The sequence below is a fragment of the Litchfieldia salsa genome, assembly GCF_900104555.1.
Lineage (GTDB): Bacteria > Bacillota > Bacilli > Bacillales > Bacillaceae_L > Litchfieldia > Litchfieldia salsa.
This window is the reverse complement of record NZ_FNJU01000009.1, coordinates 78,761-96,105: the sequence shown is the minus strand read 5'-3', so window position 1 is coordinate 96,105 and position 17,345 is coordinate 78,761. Positions and strand designations below refer to the sequence as shown.

At 38.8% G+C, this 17,345-nt stretch carries 13 protein-coding genes and 1 other annotated feature; of the genes, 4 read left to right on the top strand and 9 right to left on the bottom strand.

Annotation, left to right across the window (positions count from 1 at the left end):
* Positions 1-117: 117 nt before the first annotated feature.
* Together BLQ56_RS24285 and BLQ56_RS24110 are read left to right on the top strand one after the other, a co-directional pair.
* On the top strand, positions 118-1,230 hold the full coding sequence (locus tag BLQ56_RS24285; RefSeq protein WP_090856710.1) for a pectate lyase: 1,113 nt from the start codon (positions 118-120) through the stop codon (positions 1,228-1,230).
* Between the two features lie 292 nt (positions 1,231-1,522).
* Positions 1,523-1,648 (top strand): hypothetical protein, encoded by a 126-nt coding sequence (locus BLQ56_RS24110; protein ID WP_274380243.1) that lies wholly within the window; start codon positions 1,523-1,525, stop codon positions 1,646-1,648.
* 164 nt (positions 1,649-1,812) lie between these two features.
* Here BLQ56_RS24110 and BLQ56_RS16355 read toward each other — a convergent pair whose 3' ends face one another.
* On the bottom strand, positions 1,813-4,206 hold the full coding sequence (locus tag BLQ56_RS16355) for a M14 family zinc carboxypeptidase (protein ID WP_090856704.1): 2,394 nt from the start codon (positions 4,204-4,206) through the stop codon (positions 1,813-1,815).
* A gap of 327 nt (positions 4,207-4,533) precedes the next feature.
* Here BLQ56_RS16355 and BLQ56_RS16350 point away from each other — a divergent pair, with 327 nt between their 5' ends.
* Positions 4,534-5,763 carry a C45 family autoproteolytic acyltransferase/hydrolase gene (locus tag BLQ56_RS16350; RefSeq protein ID WP_204381088.1) on the top strand — a complete coding sequence of 410 codons (1,230 nt, stop codon included), beginning with the start codon at positions 4,534-4,536 and terminating at the stop codon, positions 5,761-5,763.
* Positions 5,764-5,865: 102 nt separating this feature from the next.
* Here the strand turns inward: BLQ56_RS16350 and BLQ56_RS16345 are convergent, their stop codons facing one another.
* The 8 genes from BLQ56_RS16345 to BLQ56_RS16310 all read right to left on the bottom strand — a co-directional run bounded on the left by BLQ56_RS16345 (position 5,866) and on the right by BLQ56_RS16310 (position 16,736).
* A complete protein-coding gene (locus BLQ56_RS16345; RefSeq protein ID WP_090856698.1) occupies positions 5,866-6,360 on the bottom strand; it encodes an LURP-one-related/scramblase family protein in 495 nt (164 codons plus the stop codon).
* Positions 6,361-6,625: 265 nt separating this feature from the next.
* On the bottom strand, positions 6,626-7,462 hold the full coding sequence (locus BLQ56_RS16340; RefSeq protein WP_338011857.1) for a Cof-type HAD-IIB family hydrolase: 837 nt from the start codon (positions 7,460-7,462) through the stop codon (positions 6,626-6,628).
* 45 nt (positions 7,463-7,507) lie between these two features.
* Positions 7,508-8,752 carry a tyrosine--tRNA ligase gene (gene tyrS / locus BLQ56_RS16335; protein ID WP_090856692.1) on the bottom strand — a complete coding sequence of 415 codons (1,245 nt, stop codon included), beginning with the start codon at positions 8,750-8,752 and terminating at the stop codon, positions 7,508-7,510.
* A gap of 44 nt (positions 8,753-8,796) precedes the next feature.
* Positions 8,797-9,016 (bottom strand) — a binding site (T-box leader).
* A gap of 15 nt (positions 9,017-9,031) precedes the next feature.
* Positions 9,032-9,544: a MarR family transcriptional regulator gene (locus tag BLQ56_RS16330; protein WP_090856689.1), complete on the bottom strand. Its 513-nt coding sequence runs from the start codon at positions 9,542-9,544 to the stop codon at positions 9,032-9,034.
* 212 nt (positions 9,545-9,756) lie between these two features.
* Entirely contained in the window at positions 9,757-10,155 is a 399-nt protein-coding gene (locus tag BLQ56_RS16325) for a YkvA family protein (RefSeq protein ID WP_238457296.1), read from the bottom strand.
* Between the two features lie 132 nt (positions 10,156-10,287).
* On the bottom strand, positions 10,288-13,071 hold the full coding sequence (locus tag BLQ56_RS16320) for a dynamin family protein (RefSeq protein WP_090856686.1): 2,784 nt from the start codon (positions 13,069-13,071) through the stop codon (positions 10,288-10,290).
* Between the two features lie 14 nt (positions 13,072-13,085).
* Complete coding sequence (locus tag BLQ56_RS16315; RefSeq protein WP_090856683.1) at positions 13,086-14,822, bottom strand: dynamin family protein; 1,737 nt, start codon at positions 14,820-14,822, stop codon at positions 13,086-13,088.
* Positions 14,823-14,834: 12 nt separating this feature from the next.
* Positions 14,835-16,736: a dynamin family protein gene (locus BLQ56_RS16310; protein ID WP_090856681.1), complete on the bottom strand. Its 1,902-nt coding sequence runs from the start codon at positions 16,734-16,736 to the stop codon at positions 14,835-14,837.
* A gap of 149 nt (positions 16,737-16,885) precedes the next feature.
* Between BLQ56_RS16310 and BLQ56_RS16305 the strand changes: the two genes are divergently transcribed.
* Complete coding sequence (locus BLQ56_RS16305) at positions 16,886-17,281, top strand: hypothetical protein (protein ID WP_090856679.1); 396 nt, start codon at positions 16,886-16,888, stop codon at positions 17,279-17,281.
* Positions 17,282-17,345: the final 64 nt, after the last annotated feature.

Here is a 17,345-nt window from a genome sequence, read left to right as displayed (position 1 = left end):
TCGCTTTTTTATGTATAATAGCAAATGTGAACTATTGGCCAATAGTTGTGCTATTTCACCATGATATGACAATAAGAAACAATCAATCTAAAAAATTGAATAGCGGAGGAATTAACAATGAAAAAAATATTCTCAATTTTTATCGTGTTCGCTGTTATTTTTTCAACATTGTCAGTCGTGAATACAGCTCAAGCAGCAACAAGCTATGATTCTAGCAAAACGTACAAGCTTATTAATCGCAATAGTGGTAAGGCTTTGGAAGTTTACTCTTGGTCAAAGGATGATGGCGGAAATCTTGTTCAATACGATGATTTGGGCGGTGCTAATCAACAATGGCGTTTGATTGATGTAGGAGAAGGCTTCCACAAAATCGTAAACGTTAACAGTATTAAGGCTATGGAAGTAAACAATTGGTCAACTTCGAATGGTGCCAATGTCGCTCAATGGAAGGATTGGAATGGAGCAAGCCAACAGTGGCAAATCGTTGATTTAGGGAATGGCTATGTTAAAATTATCAATCGTCATAGCAAAAAAGTACTTGAAGTATATGAGAGATCAAGCAGTAACGGGGCAAATGTTGTTCAGTATGATGATTTAGGTGGTACTAATCAGCAATGGAAGATTGTTGAGGTAAAGCCTTCTGAAACTGTTACAGTCAATTCAACGATTGTTGTTCCGGCTGGACAAACCTTTGATGGAAAAGGTAAACGCTATGTTGCTAATCCTGTAACGGTAGGAGATGGCAGCCAAGCTGAAGGCCAAAAGGCTGTGTTTCAATTAGAGAATGGAGCCACCTTAAAGAATGTGATATTAGGTGCCCCTGCTGCAGATGGTGTTCACACCTATGGAGATGCTACCATTGAAAACGTTGTTTGGGAGGATATCGGTGAGGATGCATTAACGATAAAAAAATCAGGCCGTGTCGTGCTTAAAGGTGGTTCTGCCCAGCATGGTAGCGATAAAATGTTCCAGATCAATGCTGCTTCACAATTTGAAATCTATAACTTCACCGCTCGAAATGCAGGGAAGATGATTAGACAGCTTGGTGGTTCAACGTTTACAACAACTGTTCATATCGAAGGATCTGTTATTACTGACATGAATGAAGCTATTTTCCGTACCGATAGCACAACAAGTAAAGTCACAATGATCGATTCTCGTTATTCAAATGTAGGTAAGAAGTGGTACAACGTAAAGAACGTGACCGAAAGTAATAACTACGAGTTTTAATATACACTAATAAGAAAAACGTCTGAAAAGGTATCTTTTTTAGACGTTTTTTGGTGTGCGGGGACGGTTCTCGTGTGCCATTTTTTTGTTTGGTGCAGGGGTGGTGCATGGGGACGGTTCTCATGAATCATTTCTAGTTTGGTACATGGGGACGGTTCTGATGTATCATTTCTGTTTTTGTATGGAGTTTGAGGCATGAGAACCGTCCCCGTGTCTCAAAGAGAACCGACTCATACGAAGGATAAAAGTCTAACATTTGTATAAAATAACCATGTTCATAGGAGGTGAGAGTATGCCAAATCTTAATGATAACAAGTACAGAAAGATTCAATCTGAGAGCCAAAAGCAAGGGAAATCATATGATGAGTATGCAGCAGAACTTGAGAAAAACAAACAAGAGGCTCAAAAAAGAAAGTAATGGTTAATGGCGCACGGGGACGGTTCTCGTGTGCCAGTGCTTTGTTTGGTACAGGGGGCGGTTCTCATGTATCATTTCTATTTTGGTATAGAATTTGAGACACGAGAACCGTCCCCGTATCACAAAAAAGGAAGTGCGCACAAAACCCGCACTTCCTTTTGATGTTATTCAAAGATTGTATTCGATAGTAAACGGAATAGGTAGTCTGTGTGATCACGGAAGCCTGGTTCAAGTCCAATAAGTGTTACGTCTTGGTCTTTTTCTTGAACAATCACAGCTTCACCGGTTGCTCCAGTTCTATTTCTCCAGTGCCCCGCCACAAAGAAGTCTTCTGAATCTTCATATGTTGCAATTACTTTTGTGTCAGTTACATTTGTGAAATAGGCTGGTCGATAAACGAACCCAAGGTCGTGGTCACCGTAGCCATTTGTAATGGCTGATTCTGACATAGAATAGTCAACCTTCACAATTCCGTTACTATTGCTTCCACCTTTATTCACTGTCACATTTGTTAAGCCAAGTGTTTTCGTAGCATCTGCTGAAAGTGCCCCAACCGAAATGTATTTTCCCTCACTTGCAAGGAAGCTATTTACATTCTCTTTGAACAGATTTAGCTGGTCTGCATTTAATAACCAGAAATCACGGTTTGCCACACTAGATTGACTTGTTGCTAAAAGTGAACTCGTAGCACTATAAACAAACACATCATATCCCTCTAAGCCTTGTGTTGCCACATCACGTGGGTGAAGCTCTGTCACATCAAAGCCTAAGCGCTCAAGTGAAAGCTTTGTACCAGCATGTGATTGAACTTTGCCGATTCCGCCATCCTTTAAAATAGCAACCTTAACAGAAGATAGTTCACTAGTATCAGCAGGAACAGCCGTTGTGTTAATCGTTAGACCAGATTGGCTCACTAAATTTTTCACGACATTGCTTGTACCGCTAAAATAGAAGGTACCATCTGTTCCTTTTTCAACAGTAACTCCATTAGATAATAGAGAGTTTACTAGGTTCACAGCTTTCACAGAAGTATTTGGAATTAGGAATGGACCTTTTCCAACAAGTTTTCCTTGTTCATTAACTTTGTTTACACTCACAGATTGAGCTTTTACATCTGATTGAGTAGCTATTGCTTCAAAGCCCCAAAGTTCAGGAAGGCTCCATGCAGAGATGTCGTACATTGCCGTTGTATCTTCAGAAATGTCTTCACCATCCCAAAGCATTGTGTTAGCTAAACCAGCTTTTGCTTGGTCCATGGATACAAGAAAAGTTCCAGCGGGATATGTTACACCATCAACAGTGAAGGCTTTCTTTGCTTCCTCAACCTTAATATCATTCGTTATTAAATGGTTTACCGCTTTTTTTGTAACGGTAGGGTCTTGCTCATCAACTGGTAAGATATATGCCTTAGGGAAGAATCCTGCATCATGTGTCGGATGATCAAATTGAATCCCACGCTTGAAGATTTCAATTTGGTCTGTGATCATATCTGTACGATTTTCACTCGCATATGTTAAGGCACCAATCATCGCATCATACGTCCACTTTACACCGTTCTCATCGTTTGTTGGTGCTTCAAGTGTATGTGCAAATGAACCATGGTACATCGCATACATAGGTGTAAAAATTGGTGGATAATCATCCCAGCCTGCAGCATCATCACGATAAGGGATATAAGATCCAACCATATTTTCATAGAGTGGAGTCGTAAATTCTGTTTCCTTATCCTTCATAATTTCAGCTTCCATCGCTTCGGCAGCAGCAAGTCCATGTTCAATAAATAAATCATACTCATAGTTTGGATTATGTGGTGGTGTACAGGGCTCAATCAACCCTTGTAGGTTTGGTCCATAATTCTTTACATATCCATGTAAGTCTAAAAGAACCATTGGATTCCACTCTGTCATTAATTCAACAGCAAGCTTTGTTTCAGGCTGTGATTGAGTAATAAAGTCACGGTTCAAGTCGATGCCATTTCCATTAAAACGAGTTCCGTCAACACGTCCATCCGGATTTGCAACAACATTGAAGATCAAGATGTTATTTTCTAAAATTTTAGTCGTTACATCATCATTTTGAGTAGCTAATTGTTCAATTAGTTGGATGGCAGCATCTGTTCCAACATACTCTGTTCCATGAACAGAAGCATTGATCATGACTGGTACTTTAAAATCAGGATTTTTCGCAATCCAATCCTGTGCCTTTTCAGGGTTTTTGAACATTTGCTTTCTTAGTGCTTGAATATGACCATATTTTCCTTTTGCACTAGGATCTGACACGGTCACTACATACATATCGTGCCCCTGTGAAGACTTTCCTTTCACTTCAACTGTGATTCTATTACTCTGTTTAGCGATCTCTTGAAGCTTATTGCCAATCTCCGAATACTTTAGAAAATCATAGTGTTCATTATTGAATAAACTTTTCTCTGCTTCAATAAGTTCAATGCTTTGTGCATTTTTATACGACTGGCCTCCGTTTGCTAATGCATGGTAAGGGATGCTTACAAGCAGGCTAAGCGATAATGCCCCGACTAGTAGTTCCTTTGTATATTTCATCTAATTCCTCCATTTTTTTTATTTTAAATATGTATTGGTAGTGAATAATAATAAGTAAATATGAATATAAATACAATGGGTAAAACTGTCTATTTTTTAGAATGGTAGATTTGGGATTAGGGCCTTTTGCCTATGAGGAGTATGGTTGGTGTGTTTTGTCTATTTTTTATCAAGGAAAAGGCACCCATCTCTATTGTTGAAATAAGTCGTATTAGAAAGAAAAATATATTGTTAGATTTTCTTACTAAATCTATGACATACAAGTACCTATTCAGTAACCTATTAGTTGTTATAAAAAAACTAAAGGGAGTTGGATGTGTATTGAAGATGCGTAAATTATTATCTGGATTGTGTATAGGAGTCGTTTCTTTTGTAACGATGGGCACATACGTAGCTGGCGCGAGTACAGGGGAAAGTAGCCAAACCTTAAATCTATCAGGGACACCAAGTGAAATTGGACAACAATATGGAGAATTAGCAAAATCAGCGATTCAAGAAAATGTAACATTATTTAAGAAGACAGCCAATTTGATCGGCTATTCTGACGAAGAATTAATAGAAGCAGGTACAGAACTTGAAACATATTTGTTAGAACAAGACTCAGACTTAATAGAGCAATTCCAAGCAATGGCTGAAGGGTCAGGTGTTTCATACATAGACTTACTTGCATTTAATCAACTCGAAGAAACAGTCTTAGGAGATGGCTGTACAACCATTTTAGCTGACGGTAAAGCAACAAAAACAGGAGCAACCTACTATCATAAAACTCGAGATGCCTCTCGTGGATATAAACAAGTTGTGGTTCAAGTTCAACCAGAAGATGGAAACAAGTTTATAGGAATAACAAGTGCTGGATCCTCTGGGATTGCCATGGGTATTAATGAACATGGGGTCTCTGTTGGGAACAATGTGTTATCCACTTGGGATACAGGTAGAGGATATGGAAATCTTACCATTATTCGTATGGCGTTAGAAAATGTAAGCAACACTCAAGAAGCTGTAGATTATGTAGCAACCATTGACCGTAGCTCAGGTTCTGTTTATGGAATTGCTGATGAAACAGAAGCAGCGTTTGTTGAAACAACAAATAGTGCATATGGCGTCATTTGGGTAGAAGACGAAGCAATTGCCCACACAAACCACTTCATCCATCCTGATATGCTAGTTTATGAAGATTTATCGGAAGATCTAACTGATGAAAGATGGGATTGGAGTTGGTATATATCCACTGAAGAACGCTTAGAACGTGCTACTGAATTACTTGAAAAAGATTTCGGTAAGTTAGATATTCAACGTATTATCAAAATTTCTGAAGATCAAAACGGTGAGGATCCTACACTTTGGATTGATGCTCAAGCGGAAATTAACGGTAGAGCAATGGGTTCTGTCTCAACAGGGACATTTGATGGGTCAAAGCTTCGTATGTGGTCCCAGTTAGGGCAACCTAGTGTAGCCCCAGCAATCCCATTTGATGTTGACCGACCACTAATTCCTATGCCGTTTAACTCTGGTATGCAAAGTGACCGTATCGAGAAGACGACAAGCAATCGAAATTAATAAATCAATAGCAGCCTAGTGTTTGGTGCAAGGGGACGGTTCCGATGTATCATCTTGTGTCTGGATATAGAAGTGTTGAGACATGAGAACCGTCCCGGTGTGTCACGTAGCTGCCGAGGAAGCTGCTGCTTCGTCAGCTTTCACACAATCAATTGCGACTACGATTGCAATTATGATTGTCTCCATTTCTTCGTTCATTATTTGAACCTTATAGCTATCTCCCCAAGTGAACCACTCCTTGGTCACTTGTCCAACGACCTCTCCATGCTGTAGCACTTTGAAATCCATATCCCACCAGTTTCCATGCACCTCAATACCAGCAGCGTCAATGCTATAACGTGGTTTAAAGAAAGAAAACTCCTTCTTAATCGTTAATACCTCTTGTCCATTCACCTCAACAAAAAACTTTGGTAAAAAGCTGAACATCTTTTTCGTAATGAGTGCTATTTCGTCTCTAGCTGTATTCATTAGAGAGAAGGTTTTAGGGATCTTCATAAAACTACCTTCTACAAAGTAAACATCCTTTTCTTGCTGGTCCTTCACCGTAAATTTCCCACCAAGACTGAACACCTTTTGCTTTATAAAAAGATTCTTCATACGGTTTCCTCCTTTGCTATCGTGTCCTTCTTGTTACCCTAGTACCCTATTTCTACTACTATTCCACACATGATATGGAAATACCTTCAAAAAGAAACAGAGGGGACGGTTCTCGCGTCTCATTTGAAAAAATGGTGCATGAGAACCGTCCCCATGCACCAACCCCGGAGGCGCCACCCCCTGAAGTACACACCACGCCCCCCAAGTAAAAACAAAATGCCGCAATAGTGATTGCGGCATTTAAAATGGTATAACATATGATGTTTTATAGTAGTCTATATTTCTTAAAGCTATTATAAATACCATCATCATCGTGGGTATCTGTTATATCGTCGGCAGCCTTTTTAACGGCTTCTTTTGCATTCCCCATGGCAATACCGTGTTGAACAAATTTCAGCATTTCTAGATCGTTCAAACCATCTCCGTATCCGAACGTATCTGCCCTGTCAATTTTTAAATACTCGAGTACTTTTTCAATGGCTGTTGCTTTATGGATACCTGGCAATGATAATTCACCGCTATTCTCACCGAAAATAGGGACTGTACTAGGTATAACAGTGAAGGCTGATTCAAATTCTGCCCGTATCGTTTCAATGGGTACATCTGAGCCTAGAAAGGAGATCTTATTAATGTCATCTCTGATTAAGTCTCCATCCTCAATGATCGTGTCGAGAAAAGGCTTAATACCTTTTTCGACTTCTTCTTTTGCTTCAGGTTTTTCAGTTAACCATTTATCAATGATTCTGCCAATATGCTTTTTACAGTTCTTACTCGCAAATAGGCCACCATTTGACTCAAGGTAAAAGTCGATTTTGTGTTGGTCAAAATACGAAACGACCTGTTGTACAGCTTCTTTTTTAACTACTTCATGAAAAATCACTTCTGAACCAACTTCAACATAGCCTCCAGCTGCACCGATAATCCCATCGAATCCAACCTCTAGGATATCTGAGAAAAGCTCAGCTTTGGAACGCCCTGTACAGATGAAGACTAAATGTCCATTTTTTCGAGCTTCTCGTACTGCAAGTTTAGCCGATTCTGGTATGATTCCATTATCATTAACCAGTGTTCCATCAATATCCATGAAAATAATTTTCTTCATCATTACACCTCTTTAACCCATCTATATTTGAAAAAACGATCTATCTTATAATGTTATTTTTGCAAATTTACGCTTACCAACCTGAACAATTAATCCGTCTGTGATCACAAGGTGCAATTGAGCGTCATCGACCTTGTTTCCGTTTAGTTTAACTCCATTATTTTCTATCATTCTTCTTGCTTCACTCTTGGAACTTAACATGTTCAAATGAACAAGTAAATCAATAAGCGAGATGTCCAAATCACCTTGCCATTGTACCTCTGGCATTTCTTCCGGGATGCTCCCTTTCTGAAAGACCGAAACAAAGTGATTTTCCGCTTTTTCAGCTTCTTCCTGTCCGTGGTACATTCGTACAATTGTCTTGCCGAGGAGCATTTTTGCATCCCTTGGGTGGAGTTCTCCTGTTTCTAACTGATTCTTGATCATCCCGATTTTTTCAGGTGTAAAATCGGTTATTAACTCAAAGTATTTATTCATTAACTCATCAGGAATGGACATCGCTTTCCCGTACATTTCCTGTGGACTCTCATCAATCCCAATGTAGTTTTTCTTGGATTTAGACATCTTCTCAACACCATCAAGTCCTTCTAGTAATGGCATTAATAGCGCAACTTGCTTTTCCTTTCCAAACTTTTCTTGGAAGTGTCGGCCCATTAGAATATTAAAATGCTGGTCAGTCCCGCCAAGCTCAACATCCGATTCTAGATTAACAGAATCGTAGCCCTGCATGAGAGGGTAGAAGAATTCATGGAGCGATATCGGCTTTCCAAAAGCAATACGTTCCTCAAAGTCGTCTCTTTCTAAAAGCCTAGCTACCGTAATCTTACCTGCAAGGTTAATTACATCCTCAAAATTTAGTTCAGACAACCATTTAGAGTTATAGTGCAGCTCAACTTTTTCCATATCAATCACTTTTGCAAATTGTTCAAAGTATGTTTTCGCATTATGTTTCACTTCTTCATCCGTTAATTGTTTTCTCGCAACTGATTTACCAGTCGGATCACCAATTTTTCCAGTAAAGTCACCAATTATAAGTTGAATCACATGTCCGTTTTCCTGAAACTGCCTCATTTTATTAAGGACAACGGTGTGTCCAAGGTGTACGTCAGGAGCAGAGGGATCTAGACCTAACTTGATTTTCAAAGGTTTATTTTCTAGTAAAGACTTGGCGATTTTGTTCGCTAACTCTTCAGTAGGAATAATCTCTTGAACACCCTGGCTGTAAAGTGTCATCTGCCTTTTTACTTCAATTTGTTGTTCTTGGGTTAATTTTTCCATTAGTTGACTCATGATTATTCCTCCTAAAATAAAATATAAAAAAACCACATCCCTAAAAAAGGGACGTGGTTTACTGTTACACGCGGTACCACCCTTATTGAAGGACATCATCCTTCCACTTAACGAGTTAACGGCTCGCCCGTTCTTTGTTACTTTTTTTCACAAAGAAAGCTCAAGGAATGTAATTCGTGTTATCTTTGTGTCGATTCGCACCAACCATCGACTCTCTGCAAACAGGGAGATAACGACTACTGGATTTCCTATCCTAGCTTTTTATTATAAAATTGTTTATCAAAATTCATTGTCTCGAATGACTCTTCTTAGTAAGGTTGTCATACTCTTTTGTTCCTCAATCGACAAGCCTGCAACAATCTCGACTTCTCCTTGGTGGAATCGTGGATAAAGCTCTTCCATCACTTGCTTTCCTTTATCTGTTAAAGAAACATAGGTGATTCTTCGGTCCCTGTTGTCGGTTTTCCTGTAACAAAAGTCTTTTCCTTCAAGTGTCTTCGTTATATTACTAATCGTCGCTTTAGATACACCAGCAGACAGAGCTAATTTTTTGGTCTCGACAGATTCCCATATCCACAAATCATATAGCATCGAAAATGCAGTCCATGACAACCCATACGTAGCTAAAACTTCCTGCTCCATTTTGTTTCGTAACCCTTGTGCAACCCGATACAGATTCGTCACAACTGCAATCGCGTCTAAATTAAGTGAGTCAATTGGGATTTTATTTAACCGTTTTATCGTATCAATCTCTTCAGGAAGCAGATCTCCATCCTCATTAAATGAATGAATCGTCCATCACCTCTTTGAATTGTCAAAATCATTAGCTATGAAACGATAATAACAGATTTGGGGAATTGGTGCAAGGGGACGGTTCTCGTGTATCATTTCTAGTTTGGAAGAGGGGAACGGTTCTCATGTTTCATTCTATATTTGTATAAAGCTTGTGACACGAGAACCGTCCCCGTGTCACAAAATTGGGGTGCGCACGAGAACCGTCCGCACTAACCTATTTTGACATCAATATCTGAAGTGTCGACTTGGTCACCAAACCAATCTTTTAGTTTTTCTTTTGCTTGAGCTTTAATCTCATCGTCAATATAGATAGCTACTTGGAATAGTGCTAGCCCCAATGCTCCTAGGTCATCTGTATATCCCACTCCAACCATTAAATCGGGAATGAGATCTAGAGGTAATATAAAATACCCTAGGGCACCAATAATAATTGCCTTGGTCTTCTTCGGGACTTCGGGTTTTTGAAGGGTATAGTATAAAAGGAGAACAGCATATACAACAGATGCGCCAGCCTTTTTTGCAAATTTCTTTAACTTCCCCCAAAACTTATCTTCGGAAAAATGCTTACTAGCAGATTCCATTTCTTTTTCCAGTTTTTCTTGTTCCATGTTTACTAGCTCCCTATTTACGAGTTTTTCCTATATAATACCAAATGAACTTTCGAAATCATAGGGGGACGGTTCTCATGTGTCATTTCTATATTTGTATAAAGCTTGAGACACGAGAACCGTCCCCATGTCTCACTCCACCACAATGCTAACCTCTTGTTTCATATCAATTTCGATTGCACGAATTTTTAGTTTGTACATGTCGATGGTTTCGGTGTAGTTTGGTTTTTCGTTGTATAGCTGTTTAAGGTGTGTGGCATGGTTGAGCATGTCCTTCTTGCTATTTTGGATTTCGCCTTCAAGTGTTTGTTCAAATGATTGGAAGGTTCCATCAAGTTGTTGTCGAATAGTGGCTTCGAATTGCCCTAATGATTTTGTGATGTTGTACAGGTATTTGGCAATGGCGTCATCATATGATTTGTTTTGTAGGAATTGTCTATATTCTTCCGCTCTAAGTGTGGTTGAAGGACTTCTTCCACCTAGTAATCTTCCAACCCCTTTAAGGAAGGTCTGGAATGGATTAATTTTGTTAAGAATATCGATTGGCTTATAATCGATCGATCCTACAAGCTGTTGAAGATGGTGCTTCATTTCTTCTGAAAATTTATCATTATTCAAAGCAAAAGTCATTTCTTGCTCAGTATTGATGATATCCTCAATCTCTTTTCCAAAAGATTGTAATACCCTTTCAGTAGGTTCGAAATGTTCCTTAGTCTTAAAGAGCCAAAAACCGAATTTTTGATAGATTTGCGGAATGATTTGGTTCCTCAGTTTCCATTCTAGAGCTTGGTTCATTTCTTCGTCTAAGATCAGATGAATTTGATCGAAATCGGTATGGACATCGATTTTTTCCGCATATTGCTTAAGCTCGATATTTGTTTTTTCTTTAACCTCATGATAAATATCGGTGGTTAACTTAACATATTCTTGAATGCATTTAGATGTTAGTTCGTTTTTTACTTGTAGAGCCTTTTGCTTTAGGGCATTTAATTCCTCAACTTCCTTGCGTTTTCGGAGTGCAAGCGTATTAATCTGCTTTTCCTTTTCATGAACAAAATGATCAAATTGATCTAGCAGCATCTTGAAGTAAGGGATGGATTTTTTGATCCGAGCTTGATCAACGTTCACTTCATTTAGCTTCTGAAAATATCGTTGGAGCTCATTTTTTTCCATAGAACCTGTATGAACAGAGCTATAGGGTATGACTTGTGTTTGAATCCCAAATTGCTTCGAAAGCTTACGTTCGACATCCTCAATTACTTCATCTAGTTCGTCTTCATCAAGATAGTCAGCTTTATTTAAAATGAATCGAACAGGGAAATCAGGTCTAGCATCTTTTATTTTTAACAATATTTCCTTCTCCGTTTTCTTAAATGGAGTCTCAGCGCTAAAAATAAATAAGATTTCATCAGCTAAATAGAGATAGTCATAGGTAGGATTTTTCGTATGCTCATGGTCATTAAAGCCAGGCGTATCGATTAACGTGACATTATAATCTGCAAGTGGTGCTGAATTTGACTGAATTGAGATTAACGCAGTCGAATGTTTTCCATCTTTTTCATGATCAATGGTTGTCCGGTGTTCCAACTCGGACGTCTTAATGGTTGAAATTGATTGTTGATGAATCTCTATCATTTCCCTTGTTTCGCCATAACTTAAAAGTGTTACGACAGATGTTGTTGGTAGTAGATCAGTAATAAGCAATTGTTCTCCAAGGATCGAGTTAATAAAGCTCGATTTTCCATTACTAAAGCTCCCTGTAATCAGTACCTTCCTCTTCGGTTCCCCTAAGAAATAGTTCAACCACCACGTACTATAGGCGTCATAGTCTAGCTCGAGCGACTTCATCCAATCGATAACAGATAAGTAGGTTTCCTTCATAAGCGTATATTCATAGATTTTTTCAGCAGAGACTGGCAATCTTTCACTCGTAAGTCGAGATGTTGACTGTGGATTCATTTCTTGCCAAGCCTGCATTAAAGAGACCATTGCATGTTTCAGCGGTAATGACTCGCACATCTGAATATAGGCAGGTAGATGCATGGTTATGACATGCTCAATTTCTTTCATCTTGTAACTTGGTGAAACAAGCCCATTGATCATTTGATAGAAGCTACCAGACTGTCCATCAAGTAAGAACTTCCCGAAATGATCGGCCGAGTCTTGAATGGCTACAAACAAATTATCTAACCAATTAATGAAATAGTTAGAGTCTAGGTAATAGGTGTGCAGCATTTGAAAGCATGTGTTCAAACTGCCTTGATCTTCTCTCCACAAGAGCTTTAATAGTCTTGGTACGGTAAAGGCAGGATTGAGCTTATTAGCTTCGGTGAGTTGAACGTAACTGAAGATCTTAGCTAGAAGTGAAGCATTGAACTCTTTTTCTAGTTTCGTCACAACCAATGTGAAAGCGGACAAATACTCTTCTTTTTCTTCATAAAAGGAGATTGCTAGCTCAAACACATCCTTATACGACCAATCGGTGGCTACAAGCTTGTCGATGATTGGTAGGAGCTTGTCCGTTTTTTGTTGAGACACATTCAGCGAATATTGTGCTAAAAGAGATTCCATTTTTAGAACGGTCGATGAAGTGTGAATCGATTGGTAAGTTGATTCAGCATTTTTGGTAAAACCAAGTATTGCGTAAGAATCACCGATGTTTTTAGATGCCCAACCAGAAAGCGGAGAGCTTTGGTTAATTTGCTCCCACTTATAAATGGCTGTTTCATAGTCTTCTAGTGAAAAGTAAAGCTCTGCTTGTGCAAAACGCACCTCATTTAGCTGCTCACTATCCCTTGCAGTTAGTCCATTTAATTGCTTTGAAAGGGATAGGAGATCTTCCAACTGACTATGACCCTTGACCCTTGTTTGATAAAATTGTTTTTCGGTTAGTTTTTCTTCATTGATTCGAACCATATATAATCACTCACTCAATTTTTTATAGATAAAAGCTCTTCCAGGCTGATTTCTGGTAGAGACTGTTTGTGCTCACGTTCACGTTTGGCCAGTTCCAATTCTAAGGATTGCTTATAGGCAGCGACATATTCTTCAAACTGGATAAATGCTTTCTTTTCCAAGTGATCGACTTCTTGCGAGATATATTCTCCTGTTGATGCTTTTAATTTTTCAATTAAGCTTGTTACTTCTTGGTCGATGTGTGGGAGCACTTCTTCTTTTACCTTTTCAAGCTTCTTCTCTCCTAAAAACTTATTTAGAAGAGGAAATCCGGCTAATGTGATCACAGGTAGTAGTAAGCCACCACTTAGTAAAACCATAACTACGCCGGCTCCAGCAGTAATTAAACCACTGGTCACAGACGCGTCCGAAGAGTTTGCGGTCGTCTTAATCGATAAGCCCATACTATCTAGTGAATGGGAGCCATTTCCGATTCGAATGGCCGCTAGTTCTTGTTTGAAAAGGGTGGAGAACCCGTTCAGGATTTCTTTTTCAAGCTTCTTAATCAACGTCTCGATTTGTGGGGTGTAGCTATTTACCCAGCCTTTTAACTGATGTTTAATCGAAATTGGGATGTTTCGCTCCACAAAGGTTTGAAATTTTGGACCATCATACATAAAAATGCTTTCATGAAGATTCTGTTTTAATTCTTCCTCAAAATGCTCAATCGATTTATTGGTCAATTGGATAATTTCATTTTTACGAGAGGCGATATAAACACTCAATGTTTTCTCGTGTTCTTTTGATTTTTTGTTAAAATCAGTAATCTTAGATAGCGCCTGTTCAAGCTCCAAGTTTGATGCTTGACGGATCGCTTCAATTTGTCGAATCTCATCTTCTACAACATGAAATAATTGTGTCAATCTATCTTCAAAGAAGCTTAATTTAAACGTTGATCCTCGTCCTTGTTGAGACTGACTTTTTAGATAGGATAAAAGCTGCTTAAACTCTGGATTTTGTGGGTTCTCGAGCGCGTCTTTAGATGAGAGGGCAAATAGCTTAAAAGGCTCGTCCTTCATCACTTTTTTCAAGCGAGCTTTCATGTAATCCATTGTTTCTTCCAATTCTTCTTCATCTAAGCGATCGATGAAATTGGCGACAAACACGATTTCCCCAAATGCTAGTTTTAAAACGGTTTCTGTTAAGTAATCGACTTCAGACTTACGAATAGGTGTAGTTGCATCAAAGACAAATAGCACGATAGTAGAACGTGGTATGTAGCTATAGGTCACGTCTAACCGATGTTCATTTAAATCACCCACACCAGGAGTATCTACAATGACTACTTTCTGATCAAGGTGTTCATAAGGAAGCTTGATTTCGATATGATGAATGTCTTGTAGGTTCGATCCTTCCTCAAATGTGAAGCTTTTCAGGTGGTTACTGCTGAGACGGTCCTCAATTACCTCGCCATCCTGCATGTAGACAGTCATCCCGTTCGAATCTGAATGCTTGATGACATTGATCGTTGCTGTCGTTGGTGTAACATCAGACGGCAAAAGTGGTTGCTCAATAAGTGCGTTGATTAATGTCGACTTCCCACGCTTAAATTCACCAAGAACAGTGATCAGATGTTCATCGGTTTGTAAATCATGTAGTAGATCAGTGATTGTACTTTTATAGGGTGCATGTGGGATTTTTTCCTCAATTAATGTTAAAAGGCTTTGGCATTGCTGCAATAATTGTGTTTGTTTTTCTTTGTAGTTGTGCATGATGATCTCCTCTTATTTAATGATTTTTAAGGATTGTTCTTGGATAAAAATCAGTCTTTCACTTAATGATTCAAAGTAATGTCTTTGCTCTTCGACAGAACGTTTTTCCGTTTCTTTTTCAAGTCGAATCTGGTGAAGATCTTCTTGTAATCTAAGCGTTTTTTCATGAACTTCTATTTCAAAGGTCATTTCAATGGATTGAGCAAGCTTGTTCCAATCAGCACGGAATTGGCTGACAATGGTTGGGCGATTGTCATACAGCGTTTGCTGTACTTGCTTTTTGATTTCTTCTTTTCGACCGTTTCGTCGATAATCTGTGAATGAGTTAAAAATGCTATCACCAAAGAAGAAAGCACTGATTGCAGCACCAATTCCCCCGATCACTAATAATGCAGGAGCTAAAATAATAGCACTTAGACCTAAGCCAGCAGCTCCAAGAATCATGCCTGTTAGATCATCATTATTTTGATATAAGGAAAGGTCAAAGTTGTAGTTCATTTCTAATTCTAGGTTAAAGGTTTCTTTAATCGCTTTGTTCAATTGGGCTTCCTCAGAGTTGAGTAGCTTGTACGCATTTGTCACATGGTTCTCAAGTATGTCGCCTTTGAGTTGATTAAGTTCCTTTTGAATATCACTTTGATACGATCTAATTATATTTTTAAGAAATCTTTTGACTTCAGCATCTTCTAAGCTACCACTGTAGGAATCTAGTGAGGATGAAAGGTTTGTAGACATGTCCTTCAACAGTGTCTCAACTTTTCGAGTAATCGTAGTTTCCTCACTTTTAAGGTCCACTATCAAACGTTCAATAATCAATCGCGCATTTTGTTTGAATCGAGTCACCTGTGGAGCAAGCTCTGCGATCTTTTGGTTGATTTCCTCGATCTCCATGTTTGTGGCAGATATTCGAAGAGCAATGGTCTCTGTTCGGAGTTCATTTGTTTTTTTTATCATTCGTCTAATTGGTTTTTCTAGTTTCACTTGACCCTTTTCATATTGGAAAAAATGAGCAAGATCTGATTCTAGCTGCACGAATCCAGTGTCATGAAGGTTCGTGTATGTTTGAGATTTAATACGGAACTCTTCGTTGTGTTCGAGACGTCTGATTGTTAATGCATCAAGGGATGAAACAAGGTAAAGTCTTGGGTCAGGTAATAAGGGTTGAAGCTTCTCACGTACATAGTTGAGTACTTTCATTTGATCCTCTTCGGTTTGAAGGCGGTCTTTGTAGTTAATAACAAAGAAGACCTTATTGATGTGTTCACTTAAAATTCGTTCCTTTAAGAAGTCCATTTCCGTGCCTGCAAATGGTGTTGTAGCTGATAGTAGGAAAATGACAGCATCTGATTTCGGAACAAAGGTAAATGTGATTTCTTCTCTTGCTACGTCAATATCATTGGTCCCAGGAGTATCGTAAATCTCGACACCAGCTTCACAGAAATGGTTTGGGAAGCCCACTTCGGCCATGGCAATCTCTTTGAATACATTTAGCTCTTGCTCATATCTAGCTTGGTCTTCTGAATCATCTTCATCTGCTTCACGAGGAGCAGCTAACTTCCGGAAGGCTTTGTGGTCGAGCACTTTTTTCTCCTTTGTTTGGTCACGGAATAGGAGTGAGAAGCTTGGTTGTTCTTGATAATATATTTTATTAATCATGGCTGTTGTTGGTTTTACTTTTGAGGGAAGGACATCTTTTCCTAAAAGCGCATTAATAAAAGTTGATTTTCCACGGGAGAACTCTCCAACAACCGTTAAAGTGAATGCATCTTTTTGAACTTGTTGAAGTGTTTCGTTAAGATAATGGGTGATTTCACGAGCATTTAGCTTCTCTGCAATGTCAATGACTTCATTTATATATGTAAGTACGTTTTGTTTCTTTGTTTCAAACTCATTTAAATTGATATAGTTAGACATGTTGTAATGGGCCACCTTTATTAGAAAAAGTATACTACTATTTTACTATAAAGCGGGGGTGGAAGGGGGTGTGTATTTAAGAAAAATATTGTCAAAAAGGATCATAATCGGTATTATTATAGGAAAAAAGTCTCAGAGGTGGTTGGGGAATGGATACTCTTTTTACAAATGGAGAAACGTTAAATCAGGCAACAGTCGAAACAAATACATTCGGAGAAAAGGCCATGTACCAGAATGGCCAGGTGATCGCTACTCAAAAAGCGGGCCTCTTTCCCGGTTCAACTAGTACATTTGAAGGCTCTGAAAAGGTAGCAGAAACAAAGGATAACATCATTAATGGCACAGATGTCATTCAGGATGGGAAACACACAGGCATTATAAAAGAAGATGTACATGGAAACTTGGGATTATACGATACAAACCATAATAAGCTCGGTCACATTGATCCAAATGGCAATGTACAATCAGTCATGAATCATATGGACCCACTCTCACAAGCAAACCGTGTCAACTTTCAAGAACTCAAATTTCAACACGGGGAATAGAACTCGTGGATGCACGGGTGGTGCAAGGTTGGTGCTTGGTTGGTTGGTGCATGGGGACGGTTCT

Excerpts from the sequence above, each read along its gene's own strand:
- BLQ56_RS24285 (WP_090856710.1), top strand. The coding sequence starts at position 118 with ATGAAAAAAATATTCTCAATTTTTATCGTGTTCGCTGTTATTTTTTCA.
- BLQ56_RS24110 (WP_274380243.1), top strand. The coding sequence starts at position 1,523 with ATGCCAAATCTTAATGATAACAAGTACAGAAAGATTCAATCTGAGAGC.
- BLQ56_RS16355 (WP_090856704.1), bottom strand. The coding sequence starts at position 4,206 with ATGAAATATACAAAGGAACTACTAGTCGGGGCATTATCGCTTAGCCTG.
- BLQ56_RS16350 (WP_204381088.1), top strand. The coding sequence starts at position 4,534 with ATGCGTAAATTATTATCTGGATTGTGTATAGGAGTCGTTTCTTTTGTA.
- BLQ56_RS16345 (WP_090856698.1), bottom strand. The coding sequence starts at position 6,360 with ATGAAGAATCTTTTTATAAAGCAAAAGGTGTTCAGTCTTGGTGGGAAA.
- BLQ56_RS16340 (WP_338011857.1), bottom strand. The coding sequence starts at position 7,462 with ATGAAGAAAATTATTTTCATGGATATTGATGGAACACTGGTTAATGAT.
- tyrS (WP_090856692.1), bottom strand. The coding sequence starts at position 8,752 with ATGAGTCAACTAATGGAAAAATTAACCCAAGAACAACAAATTGAAGTA.
- BLQ56_RS16325 (WP_238457296.1), bottom strand. The coding sequence starts at position 10,155 with ATGGAACAAGAAAAACTGGAAAAAGAAATGGAATCTGCTAGTAAGCAT.
- BLQ56_RS16320 (WP_090856686.1), bottom strand. The coding sequence starts at position 13,071 with ATGGTTCGAATCAATGAAGAAAAACTAACCGAAAAACAATTTTATCAA.
- BLQ56_RS16315 (WP_090856683.1), bottom strand. The coding sequence starts at position 14,822 with ATGCACAACTACAAAGAAAAACAAACACAATTATTGCAGCAATGCCAA.
- BLQ56_RS16310 (WP_090856681.1), bottom strand. The coding sequence starts at position 16,736 with ATGTCTAACTATATCAATTTAAATGAGTTTGAAACAAAGAAACAAAAC.
- BLQ56_RS16305 (WP_090856679.1), top strand. The coding sequence starts at position 16,886 with ATGGATACTCTTTTTACAAATGGAGAAACGTTAAATCAGGCAACAGTC.